Origin of the sequence: Buttiauxella noackiae ATCC 51607 (genome assembly GCF_001654865.1) — a bacterium.
Taxonomy (GTDB): Bacteria; Pseudomonadota; Gammaproteobacteria; order Enterobacterales; family Enterobacteriaceae; genus Buttiauxella; species Buttiauxella noackiae.
In genome coordinates this window covers 352022-369906 of record NZ_LXEO01000017.1, presented here as the reverse complement: position 1 = coordinate 369906, position 17885 = coordinate 352022, and the positions used below count along the sequence as shown (strand labels likewise).

19 protein-coding genes are annotated in these 17885 nt (G+C 47.4%); 13 read left to right on the top strand and 6 right to left on the bottom strand.

Translation table 11 applies throughout. The features are described from left to right. Positions 1–114 precede the first annotated feature (114 nt). Positions 115–426, top strand: a complete 312-nt coding sequence (gene fliE / locus M979_RS09240) for a flagellar hook-basal body complex protein FliE (protein ID WP_064554608.1) — start codon at positions 115–117, stop codon at positions 424–426. A 540-nt stretch (positions 427–966) separates the two neighbouring features. Here the strand turns inward: fliE and M979_RS09235 are convergent. Then, positions 967–1479 (bottom strand): LbetaH domain-containing protein, encoded by a 513-nt coding sequence (locus tag M979_RS09235; protein WP_051880679.1) that lies wholly within the window; start codon positions 1477–1479, stop codon positions 967–969. A 207-nt stretch (positions 1480–1686) separates the two neighbouring features. Here M979_RS09235 and M979_RS09230 point away from each other — a divergent pair, with 207 nt between their 5' ends. Both M979_RS09230 and yedD read left to right on the top strand, forming a co-directional pair. After that, positions 1687–2307, top strand: coding sequence for a LysE family translocator (locus M979_RS09230; RefSeq protein ID WP_064554606.1), 621 nt, complete (start codon positions 1687–1689; stop codon positions 2305–2307). A 94-nt stretch (positions 2308–2401) separates the two neighbouring features. Then, complete coding sequence (gene yedD / locus M979_RS09225) at positions 2402–2815, top strand: lipoprotein YedD (protein ID WP_034458199.1); 414 nt, start codon at positions 2402–2404, stop codon at positions 2813–2815. A gap of 45 nt (positions 2816–2860) precedes the next feature. Here the strand turns inward: yedD and amyA are convergent, their stop codons facing one another. The 4 genes from amyA to fliD all read right to left on the bottom strand — a co-directional run bounded on the left by amyA (position 2861) and on the right by fliD (position 6621). Next, positions 2861–4348, bottom strand: coding sequence for an alpha-amylase (gene amyA / locus M979_RS09220; protein WP_064554604.1), 1488 nt, complete (start codon positions 4346–4348; stop codon positions 2861–2863). Positions 4349–4435: 87 nt separating this feature from the next. Continuing rightward, complete coding sequence (gene fliT / locus M979_RS09215; protein WP_034458196.1) at positions 4436–4798, bottom strand: flagella biosynthesis regulatory protein FliT; 363 nt, start codon at positions 4796–4798, stop codon at positions 4436–4438. Next, positions 4798–5205, bottom strand: coding sequence for a flagellar export chaperone FliS (fliS, locus tag M979_RS09210; RefSeq protein WP_064554602.1), 408 nt, complete (start codon positions 5203–5205; stop codon positions 4798–4800). Before fliS ends, fliT begins: the two co-directional genes overlap by 1 nt. A gap of 15 nt (positions 5206–5220) precedes the next feature. Next, positions 5221–6621, bottom strand: a complete 1401-nt coding sequence (fliD, locus tag M979_RS09205; RefSeq protein WP_064554600.1) for a flagellar filament capping protein FliD — start codon at positions 6619–6621, stop codon at positions 5221–5223. Between the two features lie 244 nt (positions 6622–6865). Between fliD and M979_RS09200 the strand changes: the two genes are divergently transcribed. The 8 genes from M979_RS09200 (at position 6866) to sdiA (ending at position 14635) form a co-directional block, all read left to right on the top strand. After that, positions 6866–8536 carry a FliC/FljB family flagellin gene (locus M979_RS09200; protein ID WP_064554598.1) on the top strand — a complete coding sequence of 557 codons (1671 nt, stop codon included), beginning with the start codon at positions 6866–6868 and terminating at the stop codon, positions 8534–8536. A gap of 163 nt (positions 8537–8699) precedes the next feature. Next, the gene (locus tag M979_RS09195; protein ID WP_034458187.1) at positions 8700–9419 is read left to right on the top strand and encodes an RNA polymerase sigma factor FliA; all 720 of its coding nucleotides are present in this window, start codon (positions 8700–8702) and stop codon (positions 9417–9419) included. 148 nt (positions 9420–9567) lie between these two features. After that, on the top strand, positions 9568–10122 hold the full coding sequence (gene fliZ, locus M979_RS09190) for a flagella biosynthesis regulatory protein FliZ (protein ID WP_064554596.1): 555 nt from the start codon (positions 9568–9570) through the stop codon (positions 10120–10122). Between the two features lie 160 nt (positions 10123–10282). After that, positions 10283–11083, top strand: a complete 801-nt coding sequence (gene tcyJ, locus M979_RS09185; protein WP_064554594.1) for a cystine ABC transporter substrate-binding protein — start codon at positions 10283–10285, stop codon at positions 11081–11083. 131 nt (positions 11084–11214) lie between these two features. Then, complete coding sequence (gene dcyD / locus M979_RS09180; RefSeq protein WP_064554592.1) at positions 11215–12201, top strand: D-cysteine desulfhydrase; 987 nt, start codon at positions 11215–11217, stop codon at positions 12199–12201. An 86-nt stretch (positions 12202–12287) separates the two neighbouring features. Then, on the top strand, positions 12288–12956 hold the full coding sequence (gene tcyL / locus M979_RS09175) for a cystine ABC transporter permease (RefSeq protein WP_034458179.1): 669 nt from the start codon (positions 12288–12290) through the stop codon (positions 12954–12956). After that, a complete protein-coding gene (tcyN, locus tag M979_RS09170; RefSeq protein WP_064554591.1) occupies positions 12953–13705 on the top strand; it encodes an L-cystine ABC transporter ATP-binding protein TcyN in 753 nt (250 codons plus the stop codon). The genes tcyL and tcyN overlap by 4 nt, the downstream gene beginning before the upstream one ends. A 207-nt stretch (positions 13706–13912) precedes the next feature. Beyond that, the gene (gene sdiA / locus M979_RS09165; RefSeq protein ID WP_034458175.1) at positions 13913–14635 is read left to right on the top strand and encodes a quorum-sensing transcriptional regulator SdiA; all 723 of its coding nucleotides are present in this window, start codon (positions 13913–13915) and stop codon (positions 14633–14635) included. A gap of 73 nt (positions 14636–14708) precedes the next feature. Here sdiA and M979_RS09160 read toward each other — a convergent pair whose 3' ends face one another. Continuing rightward, positions 14709–14933, bottom strand: coding sequence for a DUF2594 family protein (locus M979_RS09160; RefSeq protein ID WP_034458173.1), 225 nt, complete (start codon positions 14931–14933; stop codon positions 14709–14711). A 421-nt stretch (positions 14934–15354) separates the two neighbouring features. Here M979_RS09160 and uvrY point away from each other — a divergent pair, with 421 nt between their 5' ends. Together uvrY and uvrC are read left to right on the top strand one after the other, a co-directional pair. Further along, entirely contained in the window at positions 15355–16014 is a 660-nt protein-coding gene (gene uvrY, locus M979_RS09155) for a UvrY/SirA/GacA family response regulator transcription factor (RefSeq protein ID WP_034458171.1), read from the top strand. Beyond that, the gene (gene uvrC, locus M979_RS09150; protein ID WP_064554590.1) at positions 16007–17839 is read left to right on the top strand and encodes an excinuclease ABC subunit UvrC; all 1833 of its coding nucleotides are present in this window, start codon (positions 16007–16009) and stop codon (positions 17837–17839) included. The genes uvrY and uvrC overlap by 8 nt, the downstream gene beginning before the upstream one ends. Positions 17840–17885: the final 46 nt, after the last annotated feature.

Sequence of the window (17885 nt, the reverse complement as noted above, 5' to 3'; positions counted from 1 at the left end):
CTTTCTCAAAAGTTTCGATGGCTGAATTAGCTCTATTTATTGACGCTAATTACCGCCTTTGTCCTATTGACAAGGTGGTAATCTTGCCGCGTTAAAAATCACTGGGGCAGAAAAATGGCAATTCAGGGCATTGAAGGCGTTCTCACGCAGTTGCAGGCAACCGCGCTGTCGGCGGGAAATCCGGTTCAAAATAACGAGCCTAAAGTAAGTTTTGCCGGTGAGTTGCAGGCAGCCCTTGGTCGAATCAGCGAAACACAAACCGCTGCGCGTACCCAGGCTGAAAAATTTGCCCTGGGAACACCTGGTGTTGCACTAAATGATGTGATGGTCGATCTGCAAAAATCGTCCGTTTCGTTACAGATGGGGATTCAGGTGCGTAACAAGATGGTGTCGGCCTACCAGGAAGTGATGAACATGCAGGTTTAGTTGCTTGATCTATTTGATATATAAAATATAAACACACAGTTTTATCACTAAAAAACGACAAGCGTGGGTCAATACATTACGCTCTATGTAGAAGTGTTGCTGCGAAAAGTTTGTGGGTTTGTTAATTTTTATCTTTACTCACCCACGATAATCTTAATTTTTTTGTCATTAATTTCTTAAAAATTACTTAAAAGTAATAAATAGCTTGCTGCTTCTTAGTTCCATTTACATAATCCGCAATAGTTTATAGGGGGTATAGTGGCAACTGTTTATTATTTTATGCTTCTGGCGTCAGGTTATACGAGTAATGTGTCATGGAACGTGACCCCCATGCCGAGCATGGAGGTTTGCGAGCTCACCTTAAAAGAGGTGATGAAGGGAATTTCTGATAGAAGTTACGGTACTGTCCAGGCCCCATCCGCAGGAAAATGTATAGAAGTGCAGAAGTAACCAGGATTATTCCAAAGGCTGACACTTGTCGGCCTTTTCTATTTAGCCTGCCAGCAATCAAAAGTTTTTACTGGGTATTGCCCTGTTTAATTAAACCGTTAACGTTTCAGACTTTTCTATAATAACCATTTTATTACTGGAAATGACCGTGCTATTAGACGGGACGCTTTTTAAAACCAGTGTGCCTACGCCTATAGTCACGTTGTCGCCAATTTCTATATCGTCGCCAATGATGCAGGAATGGGCACCCATATTGACGTTGTTTCCCACTTTAAATTTGATGTCGACACCATTTTTATTGCTACCAAGGGTGCAAAACTGCCTGATGGTAAATCCTTCTCCAATCACACAACTTCTGTTGATAATCATCGAGTTGCCATGCCAGATTTTAAAGCCTTTACCAATTTTTAAATGGTAAGAGAGCTCAACCCCAAACAGACCTTCATTAATAACCCTATTGAGTATCACAAACATCAGCGAAAGCGGGTAAAGCGCCTTTGTTTTGGCGTGAATAGTGGCCAATCTGAAAATTAAAATAATGAGTTTGGATTTGGCTGTGTTGATTTTTAAGTCATATTTTAATGTGGAAAAGAAATCACGCATGGCGATATTCCGTTTAAGATTTATAAGAATAATCTTAATTCATAATCTGCAACTCGCCATTGAGTCTGGTAAAAGATTTGCTTTGGCGGGGGAGTACACCAGAACGGCGAAGGCGAGAATAATCATAAAAAGTCACTATGAGTTGAATAGGTTTCAATTGTGCGAGTGTTAACTTTTCAGTAACATCCGCTCTTTCGGAGATAGAAAATGTCTGTTGCGGATTCACTTCTTGCTTTCTCTATTGCTGCACTTCTCTTAACGCTGACTCCTGGGCTTGATACCGCACTCATCCTGCGGACGGCTACCGTCGAAGGTGGTAAAAAGGCTTTTCAGGCTGCACTGGGTATCGATACCGGCTGTTTTATCTGGGGCGCTATAGTTGCTTTTGGCCTGGGGGCGCTACTTGCCGCGTCTGAGTTGGCTTACGATATTCTCAAGTGGTGTGGCGCTGCGTATTTGTTCTGGCTGGGGATACAGCTCCTTCTCAGACCTCGCCAAACATTTGATTCTAATCAGCTTGAACGTCCTGCCTCAAGTAATTGGTTTTTAAGAGGGATGCTCGGAAACGTATTAAACCCAAAAATCGGTATATTCTACGTTTCATTCTTGCCTCAATTTATACCTGCAGGGCATTCACCTATCATCTGGACATTCTTGTTGGTCTCTATTCATGTCGTTTTAGGCACGCTTTGGTCATTAACATTAATTATGGCAACGCGTTATGCCTCAGACCTGCTTAAGATCCCCGCTATCGTGAAATGGATGGACCGTGCCACCGGCGGCGTGTTTATGCTGTTTGCGACAAAACTGGCGTTGAGTAGCCGATAATCATCACGTGCTGTTTTTCGGTAAGTTGCTGAAACACTGGCGGGCTAAGTGCTTTAATGCGAAAATTATTTTTTCTCCGCAGTCGGGATAGATGATGAAGAAGATTGCATTATTGACAGTGTTGCTGGCGTTGAGCGGCTGTGTGCAGGTTGATAATTACCGCGAAGTGGTTAAAACCCCAGCGCCTGCAGGACTTGCTGGTTACTGGCAGTCGCAAGGCCCGCAAAGTGAGATGGTGAGCCCGGAAGCGATCGCGACTCTTGTGGTCACGCCGGAAGGGGATACGCTGGATTGCCGCCAGTGGCAGCGCGTGCTTGCTCTGCCGGGTAAACTGACTGTGCGTTCAGATGACTGGTATAACGTGACGAACAAACGCGATGTTTATAGCGTTGAGCGTGAAGGCGATACGCTGGAATATGCCGGTATGACGCTGAAACGTGTTGATCGTCCGACTCAAGAATGCGCTGATTATTTGCAGAAGAACCCGCTCGATAGCAAATTACCGTAAGTGATGATTCCCTCTCCTTGAAAGGAGAGGGAAGTTTAAGCCAATCTATAACACCTCTTCCAGTACCCACACGCTGACGCTTCCGCCATTGCAGGAAAAGGTCGCATTACCTTTTTCATCGGTGGTGACGGTTTCGTCACGGTTACCCAGATAGTCCCGCCAGTTTTTGCCGCCATAATTATCGCCAAGCGTGATGTTTTTCTCACCTTCATCGCCATTTGATAACACCACCACACAGCCGGGATTTTCGTCGGTGCCGCTGCGGCTAAAGGCGATGCAATTAGGGTGATCAAACCAGAGCGTTTGCACACCGTGGGCGAAGCGCTCACGGGCATGAATTAAATCATCGAGCTGCTCAATTATCGGCATGTCAATATGATAAGTTTCGCCATCACCACCCTCATCGTCGTAACTTGCGCCAAATAAATCGGGATAAAACACGCTTGGCACACCGTTTTCACGCAATAGAATCAGCGCATAAGCTAATGGTTTGAACCAGGGTTCAACGGGAGCTTCGAGGGATTGCAGCGGTTGCGTGTCGTGATTGGCAACGAGTGTTACCGCGTGGAAGGGGTCAGCTTCAACCAGCGTGCCGGTAAAAATCTGGCTCATGTCGTAATCACGACCTTGTTTTGACGCCTGGTGGAATTTCATTTGCAGCGGCGCATCAAACAGCATCGTTTTGCCATCAACCTGCGCGATATATTCCTGAAGTTTATCAACCTCATGTGACCAGTATTCAGCAACAATAAACAGCGGTTGTTCAGCTACTTCCTGAACATGCTCAATCCACTCTTTGTAGAACCATGCCGGAATGTGTTTGACCGCATCGAGGCGGAAGCCGTTACAGCCGGTTTCTTCCATGACCCAGCGCGCCCAGTATTTCAACTCTTCTGTGACGGCGTGATTGCGAAAGTCGATATTCTCGCCCATTAAATAGTCGAAATTACCCAACTCATCATCAACCTGGTCGTTCCAGCCTTCGCCGGTGTAATCGTTAATTATCTTGAAAATACCGTCTTCGTTGGGGTTTTCGATGTGGTCAACACCACTAAAGCATTTGTAATCCCAGATAAACTGCGAGTATTGACCGGCGCGGGCAGGGAAGGTGTAACGCGTCCAGGCTTCGCATTCGATAACTTCATCGTCTATCTCATTACGGTTTTCTTCGTTAACGCGATTAACGCGAATCTGCTCTTTTTCATCAGCGCCCATTTTGTGGTTCACCACCACATCAAGCAGCACAGCAATATCGTTTTCTTTGAGCGCTTTTATTGCTGCCAGTAATTGCGCTTTATCGCCGTATTTGGTCGCCACCGATCCTTTTTGGTCAAATTCGCCGAGATCAAAAAGATCGTAACAGTCATAACCCACCGAATAGCCGCCGGAACTGCCCTTATAAGCCGGAGGCAGCCATACCATATTGACGCCGATATCATTGAGCGTTGCCGCGCGTTCGGCGACTTCTGCCCACAACTGACCCCCACCGGGGTAATACCAATGGAAAAATTGCAATAAGGTTGGGTTTTTCATCGAGTCCACGCTCCAGGAGTCATTTAGCTGACCTCTGGAGTATGGAAGATTTTTGAACTTATGAGGGAATGACTGAACGAATGAAAATTATTGTGGTGCATCAGGTACCAGCAACTGGCCTGATAACCTTCCATACGTGTGGTTAAGCGTTTGCTGGCGTGATGACTGGCCGATTAACGCACTAAGTTCGTCCAGGCGCTGCTGTAAAAGATTTTTAAGCGCCTGTTCGTTAGCCAGAATTTGCTCAAGATTTTGTTGCAACATATCCTGCACGCTTTTCGCCGTTCCCGGTGGAATCGGATTGGCATTGAGCGTTTCAATGCCTTGCAGGTACGCGACTTCTTGTTCCAGCAATAGATCCCACTCGCCACGCTGTGCCAGTTCCAGCAACGACTGGCTTAACAGCACAACGTTCTGCCAGCGGCTGATCAGTTCTACATACGGCGACATTAGGCAGGCTCCCGCGCAGCATTCAGAGGTGAGATCTGTTTCCAGGCATCGGCAATGTTGGTGAGCAGCCCTTCAACTTCTTCTATTGCTTCAACATCATTTCGCAGATTGGCCAGCATCAGGCGGCGAATCATATAGTCATACAGAGACGATAAATTCGCTGCGATTTCGCCACCTTTTTCATTATCTAACCCTGCTTTCAGGCCGTTATCGATAATATTGATAGCCTTGCTCAGTGCTTCCCCTTTCGCGGCCAGCTCTCCTTGCTGCATAAACAAGCGAGCTCTGACCAGGGCGCTTAATGCTCCATCAAAAAGCAAAACAATCAATTGATGAGGACTCGCGCTCATGACGGCGCTTTCCACACCAATCTGAGCATATGCTTGTGTACCCCGCGCGCTGTACATAATTACCCCTTGTTATCAGGAACTGCTGGATGAGAATTGTTGAGTCAGATACGAACTGGTGTTGTTCAGCTTGCTCATCATGGTATCGAGCTGCGTAAACTGAGCTTTGTATCGGGCGATGGTGTCGTCGATGCTGGAACTAACGGCAAGATACTGTTTGGTGAGGCTTTTTAGCGTGGCGTTGATACTGGTGGTGGCGCTGTCGATAATGCCATCGGTTGCCAGATAGTCTTTCACCAGATTGGCAGTAGTAGTAGTGATGCCAGTGGTTTTGCCGTCGCCGACGAGAAGATTTTGGGTGTCTACTGAGTTAGTTGTAAGAGCTTTGGTTAATTTATCGTCATCGATCTTTAACTTGCCTGTAGTTGGGTCTTGAGCAATGCCGATTTGGGAAAGGGTACTGAATTTAGAGCCGGTATCGCCAGTTGTGAATTGACCACGAATACCCGTCTGAATGGTACGTACCACGCTGTCGCCAAGCAGTACACCGTTGCCCGTGCTTTGGTCTGCACCAGCTTCCACCGCGCTGTACTTGGTCAGAGAACTAAAGGTGTCCAGCATGGAGTTATAGGCATCAACCCACCCTTTGATGGCAGCGGTTGCTTTATCATTGCTTTTAGTGACGGTAACCGTTGCGTTAGTCACTTCTTTATTCAGCGTTAACGTGACACCTTCGGGAGTATCTTTAACGGTGTTACTACCGCTTTCTACTTCGATATTGTTGATGGTTAATAGGGCATTTTGAGGAGCAATAGTTTGAGTCAGCTTGCCCGTTTTAGTCTTTGAATCATAACCCAGCAGATCGTTGAGTTCACTGTCGCCTGTGACGCTAATCGTCATGGCTTTATCTTCACCTGTTTCGGCTGAAGAGATAACTAACTGGAATTCACCACTTTTATTCTTAATGACGCTTGCAGAAACACCACCATCGGCGGCGTTAATTGCATCACGAATACCATTCAGTGACGTTTGATCATCGCTGAGTTTGATTTCCAGCGGTTCTTTACGGCCTGGCTGGTTAATGATTAGCGTGCGGTCGGTAGATGAAACGGTGCTCTGCTTGTCAGTTGCACTAGCAATTCCGCCAGTTGCCAGAGACTGTGCCTGCGCCAGTTGAGTCACACTGATGGTGTATTTACCTGCTGCGGCTCCCGCACCGGTGCTTACAACTAAATCTGTATTGCTGCTGGTGGCGGTGCTGCTTTTAAAAAGGTTAGCGTCATTAAGTGTGGTATTCGCAGTCTGGAATTTTTCGATCGCGCTTTTGAGCGTGCCATAAGCCGTCAATTTTGAGCTGTAGCTGGACTGCTGAGCAGTAATCGGTGTTAATCGGCCTTTTTCTGCGACAGTAAGGTTATCTAACAGTGTATTCAACGGCAGATTGGAGCCGATGCCTAATGAAGAAACGCTAGCCATTAATTAATCCCTTTTCATTACTAACAATTATTCACGTTGATATCGGCACTTTAGCGGCAAAGTTTAATGATATTTGTCGGTATTTAATGGCGGGAATAATGAAGTCGTTGCGGGTTATTTCGGCGGCTAGTTAAAAAGTGAAATATTTCTAAAGTTCGAAAATAGTGTGCCGATACATGGGTAGACGGTGAGAAACCGTGGGCAACAGCCCAACCACAAAATGTGAATTGATAAGGATAAAATCATGGCACAAGTTATCAACACTAACAGCCTGTCGCTGTTGACCCAAAACAATCTGAATAAATCTCAGTCTTCCCTGGGCACCGCTATCGAGCGTCTGTCTTCCGGTCTGCGCATTAACAGCGCCAAAGACGATGCAGCGGGCCAGGCAATTGCTAACCGCTTTACTGCAAACATCAAAGGTCTGACTCAGGCTTCTCGTAACGCCAACGACGGTATTTCTATCGCTCAGACGACTGAAGGCGCATTGTCTGAAATCAACAACAACTTGCAGCGTGTACGTGAGCTGTCTGTTCAGGCAACTAACGGCACTAACTCCACGTCTGACTTGGATTCCATCCAGAATGAAATCACCCAGCGTTTGAGCGAGATTGACCGTGTATCTGGTCAAACTCAGTTCAACGGCGTGAAAGTTCTGGCTGGCGACAGCTCTATGAAAATTCAGGTTGGTGCGAACGATGGCGAAACCATCACTATCGATCTGAAAGAAATTACTTCCAGCACTCTGGGCCTGAATGGCTTTAATGTGAATGGTAAAGGTGGTGTGGCTAATACCCTGGCTAAAACAACCGACTTGGCGGCAGCAGGCTTCCAAACTGCTGATGCTGGTAAAACATATACTGGTTCAGCTGGTTACGCTGCTGCTACTTCAAGTGATGTGCTGGCTGGTATTTCTGGCGGTAAAGCAGTTACTGCTACCATTGATAATGGGCTTCAGTCAACACCAGCAAGCACTACTTATACCTATAACTCAACAAGTAAATCTTATGAGTTTACGGCAAATGGTTTGGATGCTGCGGATGTTGTTAGCTATCTGAATCCAAAGGCTGGAGATGTTACAAAAGCTACAGTAAGCATTGGCGGTAGTACACAAGATGTATTAATTGCCAAAGATGGTTCAATGACAGCAGCTGATGATAACGCAGCACTGTTTATCGACCCAACTGGTAACTTAACCAAAACAAAAGCTACTGGTACTACTATTAGCGCCTCTCTGTCTGAACTCCAGAAAAATGGTGGTGGTACTGCGGTTCCGGCTACTGTCGCAATTACTGGAACAAACACAACACTGACTTTGGCTGGTGGTACTGGAAGCAAAATTGATGTTGCTAACGCTCAACTTAGCCCGGAAACAATGACAAATGCTTTAAAAGGTAAAGCATTTACTACAACAGTTGGTACCGGCTATAACGTTGATACTAATGGCGTTGTCAAGGCTGGTACTACTGCTGGTGCAGGCGCAGCTATCTATAAAAATGATAAAAGCGAATTGGTTGACAGTAATGTAGCTACTTACTACGTTCAGGATGACGGTTCTATTACCAATGGTTCAGGTAAAGCAGCATACAAAGATGCCGATGGCAAAATTAGTGCTAATGCTCAAACCGCTTCGGATAAAACAGCGGATCCACTGAAAGCACTTGACGCAGCCTTGGCTAAAGTCGACGCACTGCGTTCTGATCTCGGTGCGGTACAGAACCGTTTCGACTCTACCATCACTAACCTGGGTAACACCCTGAACAACCTGACCTCTGCTCGTAGCCGTATCGAAGATGCTGACTACGCGACTGAAGTTTCCAATATGTCTAAAGCTCAGATCCTGCAGCAGGCTGGTACTTCTGTTCTGGCACAGGCAAACCAGGTTCCGCAGGGCGTTCTGTCTCTGCTGCGTTAATCCACGCAAACCTGACCAAACCCCGCGCTTGCGGGGTTTTTTCTTTATGGTTGTTACCCATAACCCCAAATAACCCCTCATTTCACCCACTATTCTTGCGATTAAAACCCCTCCAGAAACGGATAATCATGCCGATAACTCAACTAACGCAGGGCTGTTTATCGTGAATTCACTGTATACCGCTGAAGGTGTGATGGATAAACACTCGCTGTGGCAGCGTTATGTACCGCTGGTGCGTCACGAAGCATTGCGCCTGCAGGTACGCCTGCCTGCGAGTGTGGAGCTTGACGACCTGCTACAGGCGGGCGGCATCGGGTTGTTAAACGCAGTGGACCGTTATGATGCCCTGCAAGGAACGGCATTTACTACCTACGCGGTGCAGCGCATCCGTGGGGCGATGCTTGATGAGTTGCGCAGCCGTGACTGGGTGCCCCGCAGCGTCAGGCGTAATGCCCGCGGCGTTGCGCAGGCAATTGGTCAACTGGAGCAAGAGCTGGGCCGTAACGCCACCGAAACTGAAGTGGCCGACCGGTTGGATATCCCGCTCAACGAATACCGTCAGATGTTGCTCGACACCAATAACAGCCAACTCTTTTCTTACGATGAGTGGCGTGAAGAGCATGGCGATAGTATCGAACTGATTACTGAAGAGCATCAGCAGGCGAACCCGCTTCAACAATTGTTGGAAGGGAATTTGCGTGAGCGTGTGATGGGCGCAATTGAAGCGTTACCTGAGCGTGAAAAGCTGGTGTTGACCCTTTACTACCAGGAAGAGCTGAATCTGAAAGAGATTGGCGCGGTGCTGGAAGTGGGGGAGTCGCGCGTGAGTCAGTTGCACAGCCAGGCGATTAAACGTTTACGCACGAAGCTCGGTAAGTTGTAAATGCCCGTCATACTTCAGGTTTCATCTTTGTTGGCAGCGTTCACGTGCCCGAATGACTTACTGATGTAAGCGTATCGGGACTTGTTCTCTTGCCGCGCGATGCGACTCGAGTTAGTTGGGTATCTGGCGAGATAATCGGGATTACATAATGACGGTGCAGCAATTAAAAAAACGGCCATTAAGCCGTTATTTGAAAGACTTTAAACACACACAAACTCATTGTGCGCAGTGCGCAAAATTGCTCGACAGAATCACGCTTACGCGTGGGGGGGAAATTGTCAGCAAAACCGCCATCGCCCAACTTGATACTTTAATAGATGATAATGGCTGGCAGGCTGAACGCCTGTCCTGGGCGGCACTGTGCCGTTTTTGCGGTGATTTGTACTGCAAAGAGCAGCAGCACTATTTCGATATCATTGGCTTTAAAGAATACCTGTTCGAGCAAACGGAGATGAGCCACGGCACCATCCGCGAATATGTGGTCCGCCTGCGTCGTCTGGGTAATCATTTTGCTGAACAAAATATCCCTTCTCCCACTTCAGCTAACGCTTTCTTCGACGATTCCCTGGAAGAGTGGTTACCGCCAACCAGCACCAATAATTACCGTATTGCACTGCGCAAGTACGGGCAGTTCCAGACCCTGAACCAAACTACCCGTGCCCATTTCCAGGAAAATAAATCAACTTCTGATATTTACCCATAAGATCTCAGGATGCAGGAAGGCGGCAAGCGAGAGCAGCCAACACGCCTGCAACTTAAAAGATTAAGGTATATATTAAAACGGCATAAGTTGTAACGTAGTGGTTTTGATTCATTATATTAAGTCGTTACACTACATCAAATTATCGACATTCGGGGTATCTATGAAACTAGCAATGGTGGGGCGTCAGGCGCTGATGGGCGTGCTGGCTGTGGCAATGGTAGCTGGCGCGAGTGTGAAGACGTTTGCGGCGGAAAACTTACTCAATAAAGTCAAAGAACGCGGCACGTTGCTGGTTGGCCTGGAAGGAACCTACCCTCCGTTTAGCTTTCAGGGTGATGATGGCAAACTGACCGGTTTTGAAGTGGAATTTGCAGAACAACTGGCACAGCACCTGGGCGTAAAAGCCGCGCTTAAGCCGACGAAATGGGACGGCATGCTGGCGTCACTGGACTCCAAACGCATCGATGTGGTGATTAATCAGGTCACGATTTCCGATGTGCGTAAGCAAAAATATGATTTCTCAACGCCATATACCGTTTCCGGTATTCAGGCGCTAGTGAAAAAAGGCAATGAAGGCAGCATTACCGGGCCTGATTCCCTGAAAGGCAAAAAAGTGGGGGTGGGCCTTGGGACAAACTATGAAGAATGGTTACGTGCCAATGTGCAGGGCGTGGATATCCGCACTTATGATGATGACCCAACTAAATATCAGGATCTACGCGTAGGCCGTATTGATGCCATTCTGGTTGACCGCCTGGCGGCGCTGGATCTGGTGAAGAAAACCAAAGATACCCTGGCTGTAGCGGGTGCTCCATTCTCTCGTCAGGAAGCGGGTGTTGCGGTACGTAAAGGCAATGAAGACCTGGTTGAAGCGATCAACAAAGGTATCGCTGAAATGCAGAAAGATGGTTCTCTGGCCAAGCTTTCTGAAAAATGGTTTGGTGCTGACGTTACTAAGTAAGTAACCCGATACCTGTAGGGCGGATTAGCGTAAGCGACATCCGCCTTTTTTATTTGTATTTGTCGGCATTTTGCCCGGCTGGTGCATAATGAATAAATCTGGATTTTATTCAAAGTGTAATGGAGTTGCTCATGTCACTGCACAATCTGACGCGCTTTCCGCGTCTGGAGTTTATCGGCGCCCCGACGCCACTCGAATATCTGCCGCGTTTTTCTGACTACCTTGGTCGTGAAATCTACATCAAACGTGACGATACAACACCCATGGCGATGGGGGGTAATAAGCTGCGTAAACTTGAGTTTCTGGCAGCCGATGCGCTACGTGAAGGGGCTGACGTTCTGGTCACCGCAGGGGCGATTCAGTCAAATCACGTTCGCCAGACTGCTGCGGTTGCTGCAAAACTTGGCCTTAAATGTGTCGCGTTGTTGGAAAACCCGATTGGCACGCAGGCAGAGAATTATCTCACCAATGGCAACCGTTTGATGCTCGACTTGTTTGATGTCGAAATCGAAATGTGTGATGCGCTACATTCGCCTGATCAACAACTTGAAGAAGTTGCTGAGCGCCTTGAAGCACAAGGTTTTCGCCCGTATGTGATTCCGGTGGGGGGCTCTAATGCACTGGGGGCACTGGGTTATGTGGAGAGTGCGCTGGAAATCGCCCAGCAGTGTGAAGGTGCTGTTAACGTCTCGTCTGTTGTTGTTGCGTCCGGTAGTGCCGGGACTCATGCAGGGCTTGCGGTAGGGCTTGAACAGCTTATGCCAGATGTCGACTTAATCGGTGTCACCGTTTCGCGTTCGATTGCCCAGCAGCTTCCAAAAGTGGAAGCTTTACAGCAGGCTGTGGCGCAATCGCTGAGTGTCAGCGCCAATAATCCGATTACTCTGTGGGATGATTATTTTGCACCGGGTTATGGCAAACCTAATGAAGAAGGGCTGGAAGCCATAAAGTTACTGGCGCGTCTTGAAGGGATTTTGCTTGACCCGGTTTACACCGGTAAAGCGATGGCTGGTTTGATTGATGGCGTGGCACAAAAGCGTTTTAAAGACGAAGGGCCGATAATCTTTATTCATACCGGTGGGGCGCCAGCACTGTTCGCTTACCATCCGCATGTTTAAAGAGATTATGTAGCGTGGGTTAGTGTAGCCATATCCGCGACTGTATAGCGCAAGAATAAAAAAGACAGACAGGGTGTAATTTAAGTATGCAAGAAAGTATTCAACTGGTGCTGGACTCGGCACCTTTTCTGCTCAAAGGGGCCGTCTTTACGCTGCAACTCAGCATCGGCGGTATGTTCTTTGGGTTGATTCTCGGTTTTTTACTGGCGCTGATGCGCTTATCACGATTTTGGCCGTTTTCACTGCTCTCGCGTTTCTATGTGTCAATTTTTCGTGGCACGCCGTTAATCGCACAGCTGTTTATGATCTATTACGGTCTGCCGCAGTTTGGCATTGAGCTTGATCCAATTCCGGCCGCAATGATTGGTTTGTCGTTGAATATGGCGGCATATGCATCGGAAACACTGCGTGCTGCAATTTCGTCAATTGATAAAGGGCAGTGGGAAGCGGCGGCAAGTATTGGTATGACGCCGTGGCAAACTTTGCGCCGGGCGATTTTACCGCAGGCAGCGCGTGTGGCATTACCGCCACTGAGCAACAGCTTTATCAGTCTGGTGAAAGACACCTCGCTTGCGGCAACGATTCAGGTTCCTGAGTTGTTTCGCCAGGCTCAGCTTATTACTTCTCGTACGCTTGAGGTGTTTACCATGTATCTCGCGGCTTCCTTGATTTACTGGGTAATGGCAACGGTGCTCTCTTCGTTGCAGAACTACTTTGAAAATCAACTTAATCGCCAGGACAGGGATCCAAAATGAGTGCCATCGACGTAAAGCAACTGATCAAGAAGTTCCACGGGCAGACCGTGCTGCATGGCATCGATCTGGAAGTAAAAGCAGGGGAGGTGGTCGCCATTATTGGTCCAAGCGGCTCAGGCAAAACCACGCTTTTACGTTGCATTAACTTGCTGGAACAGCCGGAGGCGGGAATCATCAGGGTTGGAGATATCTCCATTGATGCAGCGCTTTCGCTGAGTAAGCAAAAGAATAAAGTGCGCGAGCTGCGCCAACATGTTGGTTTTGTATTCCAAAGTTTCAACCTTTTCCCGCACCGTACGGTTATTGAAAATATCATTGAGGGGCCGGTGATTGTTAAAGGTGAGCCGAAGGAAGAGGCAATAGCACGCGCGCGTGAGCTACTGGCGAAAGTGGGGTTGAGTGGCAAAGAGACCAGTTATCCGCGCCGCCTTTCAGGTGGCCAGCAGCAGCGTGTGGCGATAGCTCGTGCATTGGCCATGCGCCCGGAAGTTATTCTGTTTGATGAGCCAACCTCAGCACTCGATCCTGAGCTGGTGGGGGAAGTGTTGAGCACAATCCGCCAGTTAGCGCTGGAGAAACGCACCATGGTGATTGTGACTCATGAAATGAGCTTCGCCCGCGATGTTGCTGACCGCGCTATCTTCATGGACCAGGGGCGTATTGTGGAACAGGGGCCGGCTCGTGAATTGTTTGCTAATCCTAAGCAGGCGCGTACCCAGCAATTTCTTGAGAAGTTTTTGACGCAATAGCTTGAACGGCCCCAATTGGGGCCGTTATTTATGGTGAATTAACCCTGTAATTAATAAGCGTTATAAATAAAAATATAATTATTGAGTATTGATTCTCAATATTCAGCTGTAATTACTGTTAAATCATATAAATAAAGATGGCAAATGTGATAGCGTTAGGCATTACATTTGAAAATGAATTCAATGTCAGGAGTTTCGCCAGATATAATGGATGATCGTAACTTTTTTAACTGGCGTCTGGATGCGCTTAATATCTTCCAGTCTGTCACTCAGGCTGATGAAATAACGAAGATTCTGCATCAGCAAACTGAGCTGTTGGAGTTTGACTATTACTCGCTATGTATACGTCACCCGGTGCCATTTACCCGCCCTAAAACCTCTTTAAGATCGTCCTATCCGCAAAGCTGGCTCGATCACTATCATGCTGAAAATTACTTCACGATAGACCCGGTGCTTCGCCCGGAAAATTTCATGCGTGGCCATTTACCGTGGAATGACGAGCTTTTTAGCGATACCCCACAGTTCTGGGATGCGGCAAGGGATCACGGCCTGCGCCGCGGCATTAGCCAGTGTGTAATGGCACCTAATCGAGCAATGGGTTTTTACTCTGTTTCACGTACTCAGGGCAAAGGGAAAATATTACCCAGCGATGAGCTTCAGTTACGTCTGCAGTATTTAGGTGAATTGAGCCTGATGACGTTAACGCGTCTAAACGATCCATCTATGGATGCGCTGACATTAAAACTCAGCAAGCGTGAGCGGGAAATATTGCAGTGGACGGGTGAAGGAAAAACATCAGCTGAAATCGCTATTATTTTGTCGATATCAGAAAATACCGTCAATTTTCATCAGAAAAATATGCAGAAGAAATTTAATGCGCCAAATAAAACACAAATTGCCTGTTATGCGGCAGCGATAGGAATAATTTGAAAGGGGAGTTAATTCGATGACTCTTCAACGAAACGGCTGGAGACATATTCCTCATCCAGCCGCCGTTTAACGATTACTGACGGTAAGCCTGTTTAATTTGCTTAACAGTATTACCAAAGACTTCTGCGTGCGCCGAGTCGTCCATCTGAGCAATTTGCTTTTCCATTTTGATGATAACCTTGCCTGCATCGGCTTGGCCCATGGCTTTTAGCATCTGAGTCAGCATAGCTTTCAGGCAGGTAACTTCAATAGCCAGTTCACTACTGTTGTCTGCGGTGGAAAAATCAGGAGTGCTCATTTGTGTTCCTCGGTCTTGGTTGGTACACCGTTGTTTTGTGTAACGGTTTCGTAAGGCGGCGGAGTATAGCACAATCGTAAACTATTTTATTAGTGCTTACGCTAAACATCCAGGTTGTTATCTGTACAATGCTGTTAAATTGTTTTGATTGTGTTTGTTTGCGGTTAAATGTTGGGGTGTGTAAGCATTATTTAATACGTCTGATATTAATGAATTATCGTTTTTTTTAATGTGAAAGGCATTTTTATTATTTAAAGCCATAAATTAATCAAATTGCTTGTACAGTTTCCACTGTACAATTAAATTTCCAAAAACAGTGGAAACTCTGAAAATCTGTTTTTGCATTTTAAAGTTACCGGAAAACCCGTTAATATAGCGTGATAATTTTTAGTAGCGTAATTCCTTTTCTGGAGAGTCCCCTTTGATCAACGTACTTCTTGTTGATGACCACGAACTGGTGCGCGCAGGGATACGACGCATTCTTGAAGATATCAAAGGGATTAAGATATCAGGTGAAGCAAATTGCGGTGAGGATGCCGTAAAATGGTGCCGTAGCCATCCGGTTGATGTCGTCCTGATGGATATGAACATGCCAGGCATTGGTGGCCTTGAAGCAACACGCAAAATCGCGCGATATTCAACGGATATCAAAGTGATTATGCTGACGATTCACACTGAAAATCCACTGCCGGCGAAAGTCATGCAGGCCGGTGCGGCGGGTTATTTAAGTAAAGGTGCAGCACCGCAGGATGTGGTAAATGCGATTCGCTCAGTCAACGCGGGTCAGCGTTACATTGCATCAGACATCGCCCAGCAGATGGCATTAAGCCAGATCGAACCGGAAAAAACGGACACACCGTTTGCCAGTTTGTCTGAGCGTGAATTACAGATTATGCTGATGATCACCAAAGGCCAGAAGGTCAATGAGATCTCTGAACAGCTTAGTCTAAGCCCGAAAACGGTCAATAGTTACCGTTACCGCATGTTTAGTAAACTGAATATCAGTGGCGATGTTGAGCTGACACACCTGGCCATTCGTCATGGTTTATTTAGTGCGGAGACGTTAATCAGTAGTGAGTGAAATCTTTGACCCGCGAGCTTTTCTCAAGACAGTAACCAGCCAACCTGGCGTCTATCGGATGTATGACGCCAGTGAGACGGTTATTTACGTTGGTAAAGCCAAAGATCTTAAAAAACGCCTGTCGAGCTACTTCAGGAGCAATCTTGCCAGCCGTAAAACGGAAGCTCTGGTTGCGCTAATCCAGCATATCGACGTGACGGTAACCCATACCGAGACAGAAGCGCTGCTGCTTGAGCATAACTACATCAAGCTTTATCAGCCACGCTATAACGTGCTGCTGCGCGATGACAAATCCTATCCTTTCATTTTCCTTAGCGGTGATACACACCCGCGACTTGCTATGCATCGTGGGGCGAAACATGCGAAGGGGGAATATTTCGGGCCATTCCCGAACGGCTACGCAGTACGCGAAACGCTGGCGTTATTACAAAAAATCTTCCCGATTCGTCAGTGCGAAAACAATGTCTATCGCAATCGCTCTCGTCCTTGTTTGCAATATCAGATTGGGCGTTGTCTTGGCCCGTGTGTTGCAGGTTTGGTCAGTGAAGAGGATTACGCCCAGCAGGTGGAATATGTGCGCTTGTTCCTCTCAGGAAAAGACGATCAGGTTCTTAACCAGTTGATCGCCAGAATGGAAGAGGCGAGTAAAAACCTGGAGTTTGAAGCCGCTGCGCGAATCCGTGACCAGATTCAGGCAGTCCGCCGTGTGACTGAGAAACAGTTTGTCTCTAATACCGGTGATGATTTGGATGTGATCGGTGTGTCGTTTGATTCGGGTATGGCGTGTGTGCACGTGCTGTTTATCCGCCAGGGTAAAGTGTTGGGCAGTCGCAGTTACTTCCCGAAAGTACCAAATGGCACGGAACTGTCAGAAGTGGTTGAAACATTTGTTGGCCAGTTCTATTTGCAGGGCAGCCAGATGCGCACCTTACCTTCTGAAATTCTGCTCGATTTCAATTTGCCGGATAAAAACCTGTTGTCAGACTCTCTGACGGAGCTTGCTGGTCGGCGTATCAACGTGCAGACCAAACCGCGAGGGGATCGTGCACGTTACCTTAAACTCGCGCGGACCAATGCGGCCACCGCACTGGTGACACGTCTGGCGCAGCAGTCGACCATCCATCAACGTCTGGCGGCATTAGCCAATGTGCTGGAATTGCCAGAAATTAAAAGAATGGAGTGTTTTGACATTAGTCACACCATGGGTGAGCAGACAGTGGCTTCCTGTGTGGTCTTTGATGCTAACGGCCCGCTACGTGCGGAATATCGCCGCTACAACATTGAAGGTATTACACCTGGCGATGATTATGCCGCGATGAATCAGGTACTGCGTCGTCGTTACGGTAAAACTATCGACGAAAGTAAAATCCCGGACGTTATCCTGATTGACGGTGGCAAAGGGCAACTCGGCCAGGCAAAAACCGTCTTCGCAGAACTTGATGTTGAGTGGGATAAAAATCATCCCCTGTTGCTTGGCGTGGCAAAAGGCGTGGACCGCAAAGCCGGGCTTGAGACGTTGTTCTTCGAACCAGAAGGGGAAGGCTTCTCACTACCGCCAGATTCTCCTGCTTTGCATGTTATCCAGCATATCCGTGATGAATCGCATGACCATGCCATTTCCGGGCACCGTAAAAAACGGGCAAAAGTGAAAAATACCAGCGCCCTGGAGACAATCGAAGGTGTTGGGCCAAAGCGTCGCCAGATGTTGTTGAAATATATGGGGGGATTGCAACCATTAAAGAATGCATCCGTAGAAGAAATTGCAAAAGTGCCAGGTATCTCGCAAGCGTTGGCAGAAAAGATCTTCTACTCGTTGAAACATTAAGGGCTCTGTAGCAACATAGAGACAATTTCCACTTACGACAGACAGT

Excerpts from the sequence above, each read along its gene's own strand:
- tcyN (WP_064554591.1), top strand. The coding sequence starts at position 12,953 with ATGAGTGCCATCGACGTAAAGCAACTGATCAAGAAGTTCCACGGGCAG.
- tcyJ (WP_064554594.1), top strand. The coding sequence starts at position 10,283 with ATGAAACTAGCAATGGTGGGGCGTCAGGCGCTGATGGGCGTGCTGGCT.
- fliE (WP_064554608.1), top strand. The coding sequence starts at position 115 with ATGGCAATTCAGGGCATTGAAGGCGTTCTCACGCAGTTGCAGGCAACC.
- yedD (WP_034458199.1), top strand. The coding sequence starts at position 2,402 with ATGAAGAAGATTGCATTATTGACAGTGTTGCTGGCGTTGAGCGGCTGT.
- sdiA (WP_034458175.1), top strand. The coding sequence starts at position 13,913 with ATGGATGATCGTAACTTTTTTAACTGGCGTCTGGATGCGCTTAATATC.
- fliS (WP_064554602.1), bottom strand. The coding sequence starts at position 5,205 with ATGTACAGCGCGCGGGGTACACAAGCATATGCTCAGATTGGTGTGGAA.
- fliT (WP_034458196.1), bottom strand. The coding sequence starts at position 4,798 with ATGTCGCCGTATGTAGAACTGATCAGCCGCTGGCAGAACGTTGTGCTG.
- fliZ (WP_064554596.1), top strand. The coding sequence starts at position 9,568 with ATGACGGTGCAGCAATTAAAAAAACGGCCATTAAGCCGTTATTTGAAA.
- fliD (WP_064554600.1), bottom strand. The coding sequence starts at position 6,621 with ATGGCTAGCGTTTCTTCATTAGGCATCGGCTCCAATCTGCCGTTGAAT.
- M979_RS09235 (WP_051880679.1), bottom strand. The coding sequence starts at position 1,479 with ATGCGTGATTTCTTTTCCACATTAAAATATGACTTAAAAATCAACACA.
- M979_RS09200 (WP_064554598.1), top strand. The coding sequence starts at position 6,866 with ATGGCACAAGTTATCAACACTAACAGCCTGTCGCTGTTGACCCAAAAC.
- amyA (WP_064554604.1), bottom strand. The coding sequence starts at position 4,348 with ATGAAAAACCCAACCTTATTGCAATTTTTCCATTGGTATTACCCCGGT.
- M979_RS09230 (WP_064554606.1), top strand. The coding sequence starts at position 1,687 with ATGTCTGTTGCGGATTCACTTCTTGCTTTCTCTATTGCTGCACTTCTC.
- dcyD (WP_064554592.1), top strand. The coding sequence starts at position 11,215 with ATGTCACTGCACAATCTGACGCGCTTTCCGCGTCTGGAGTTTATCGGC.
- tcyL (WP_034458179.1), top strand. The coding sequence starts at position 12,288 with ATGCAAGAAAGTATTCAACTGGTGCTGGACTCGGCACCTTTTCTGCTC.
- M979_RS09160 (WP_034458173.1), bottom strand. The coding sequence starts at position 14,933 with ATGAGCACTCCTGATTTTTCCACCGCAGACAACAGTAGTGAACTGGCT.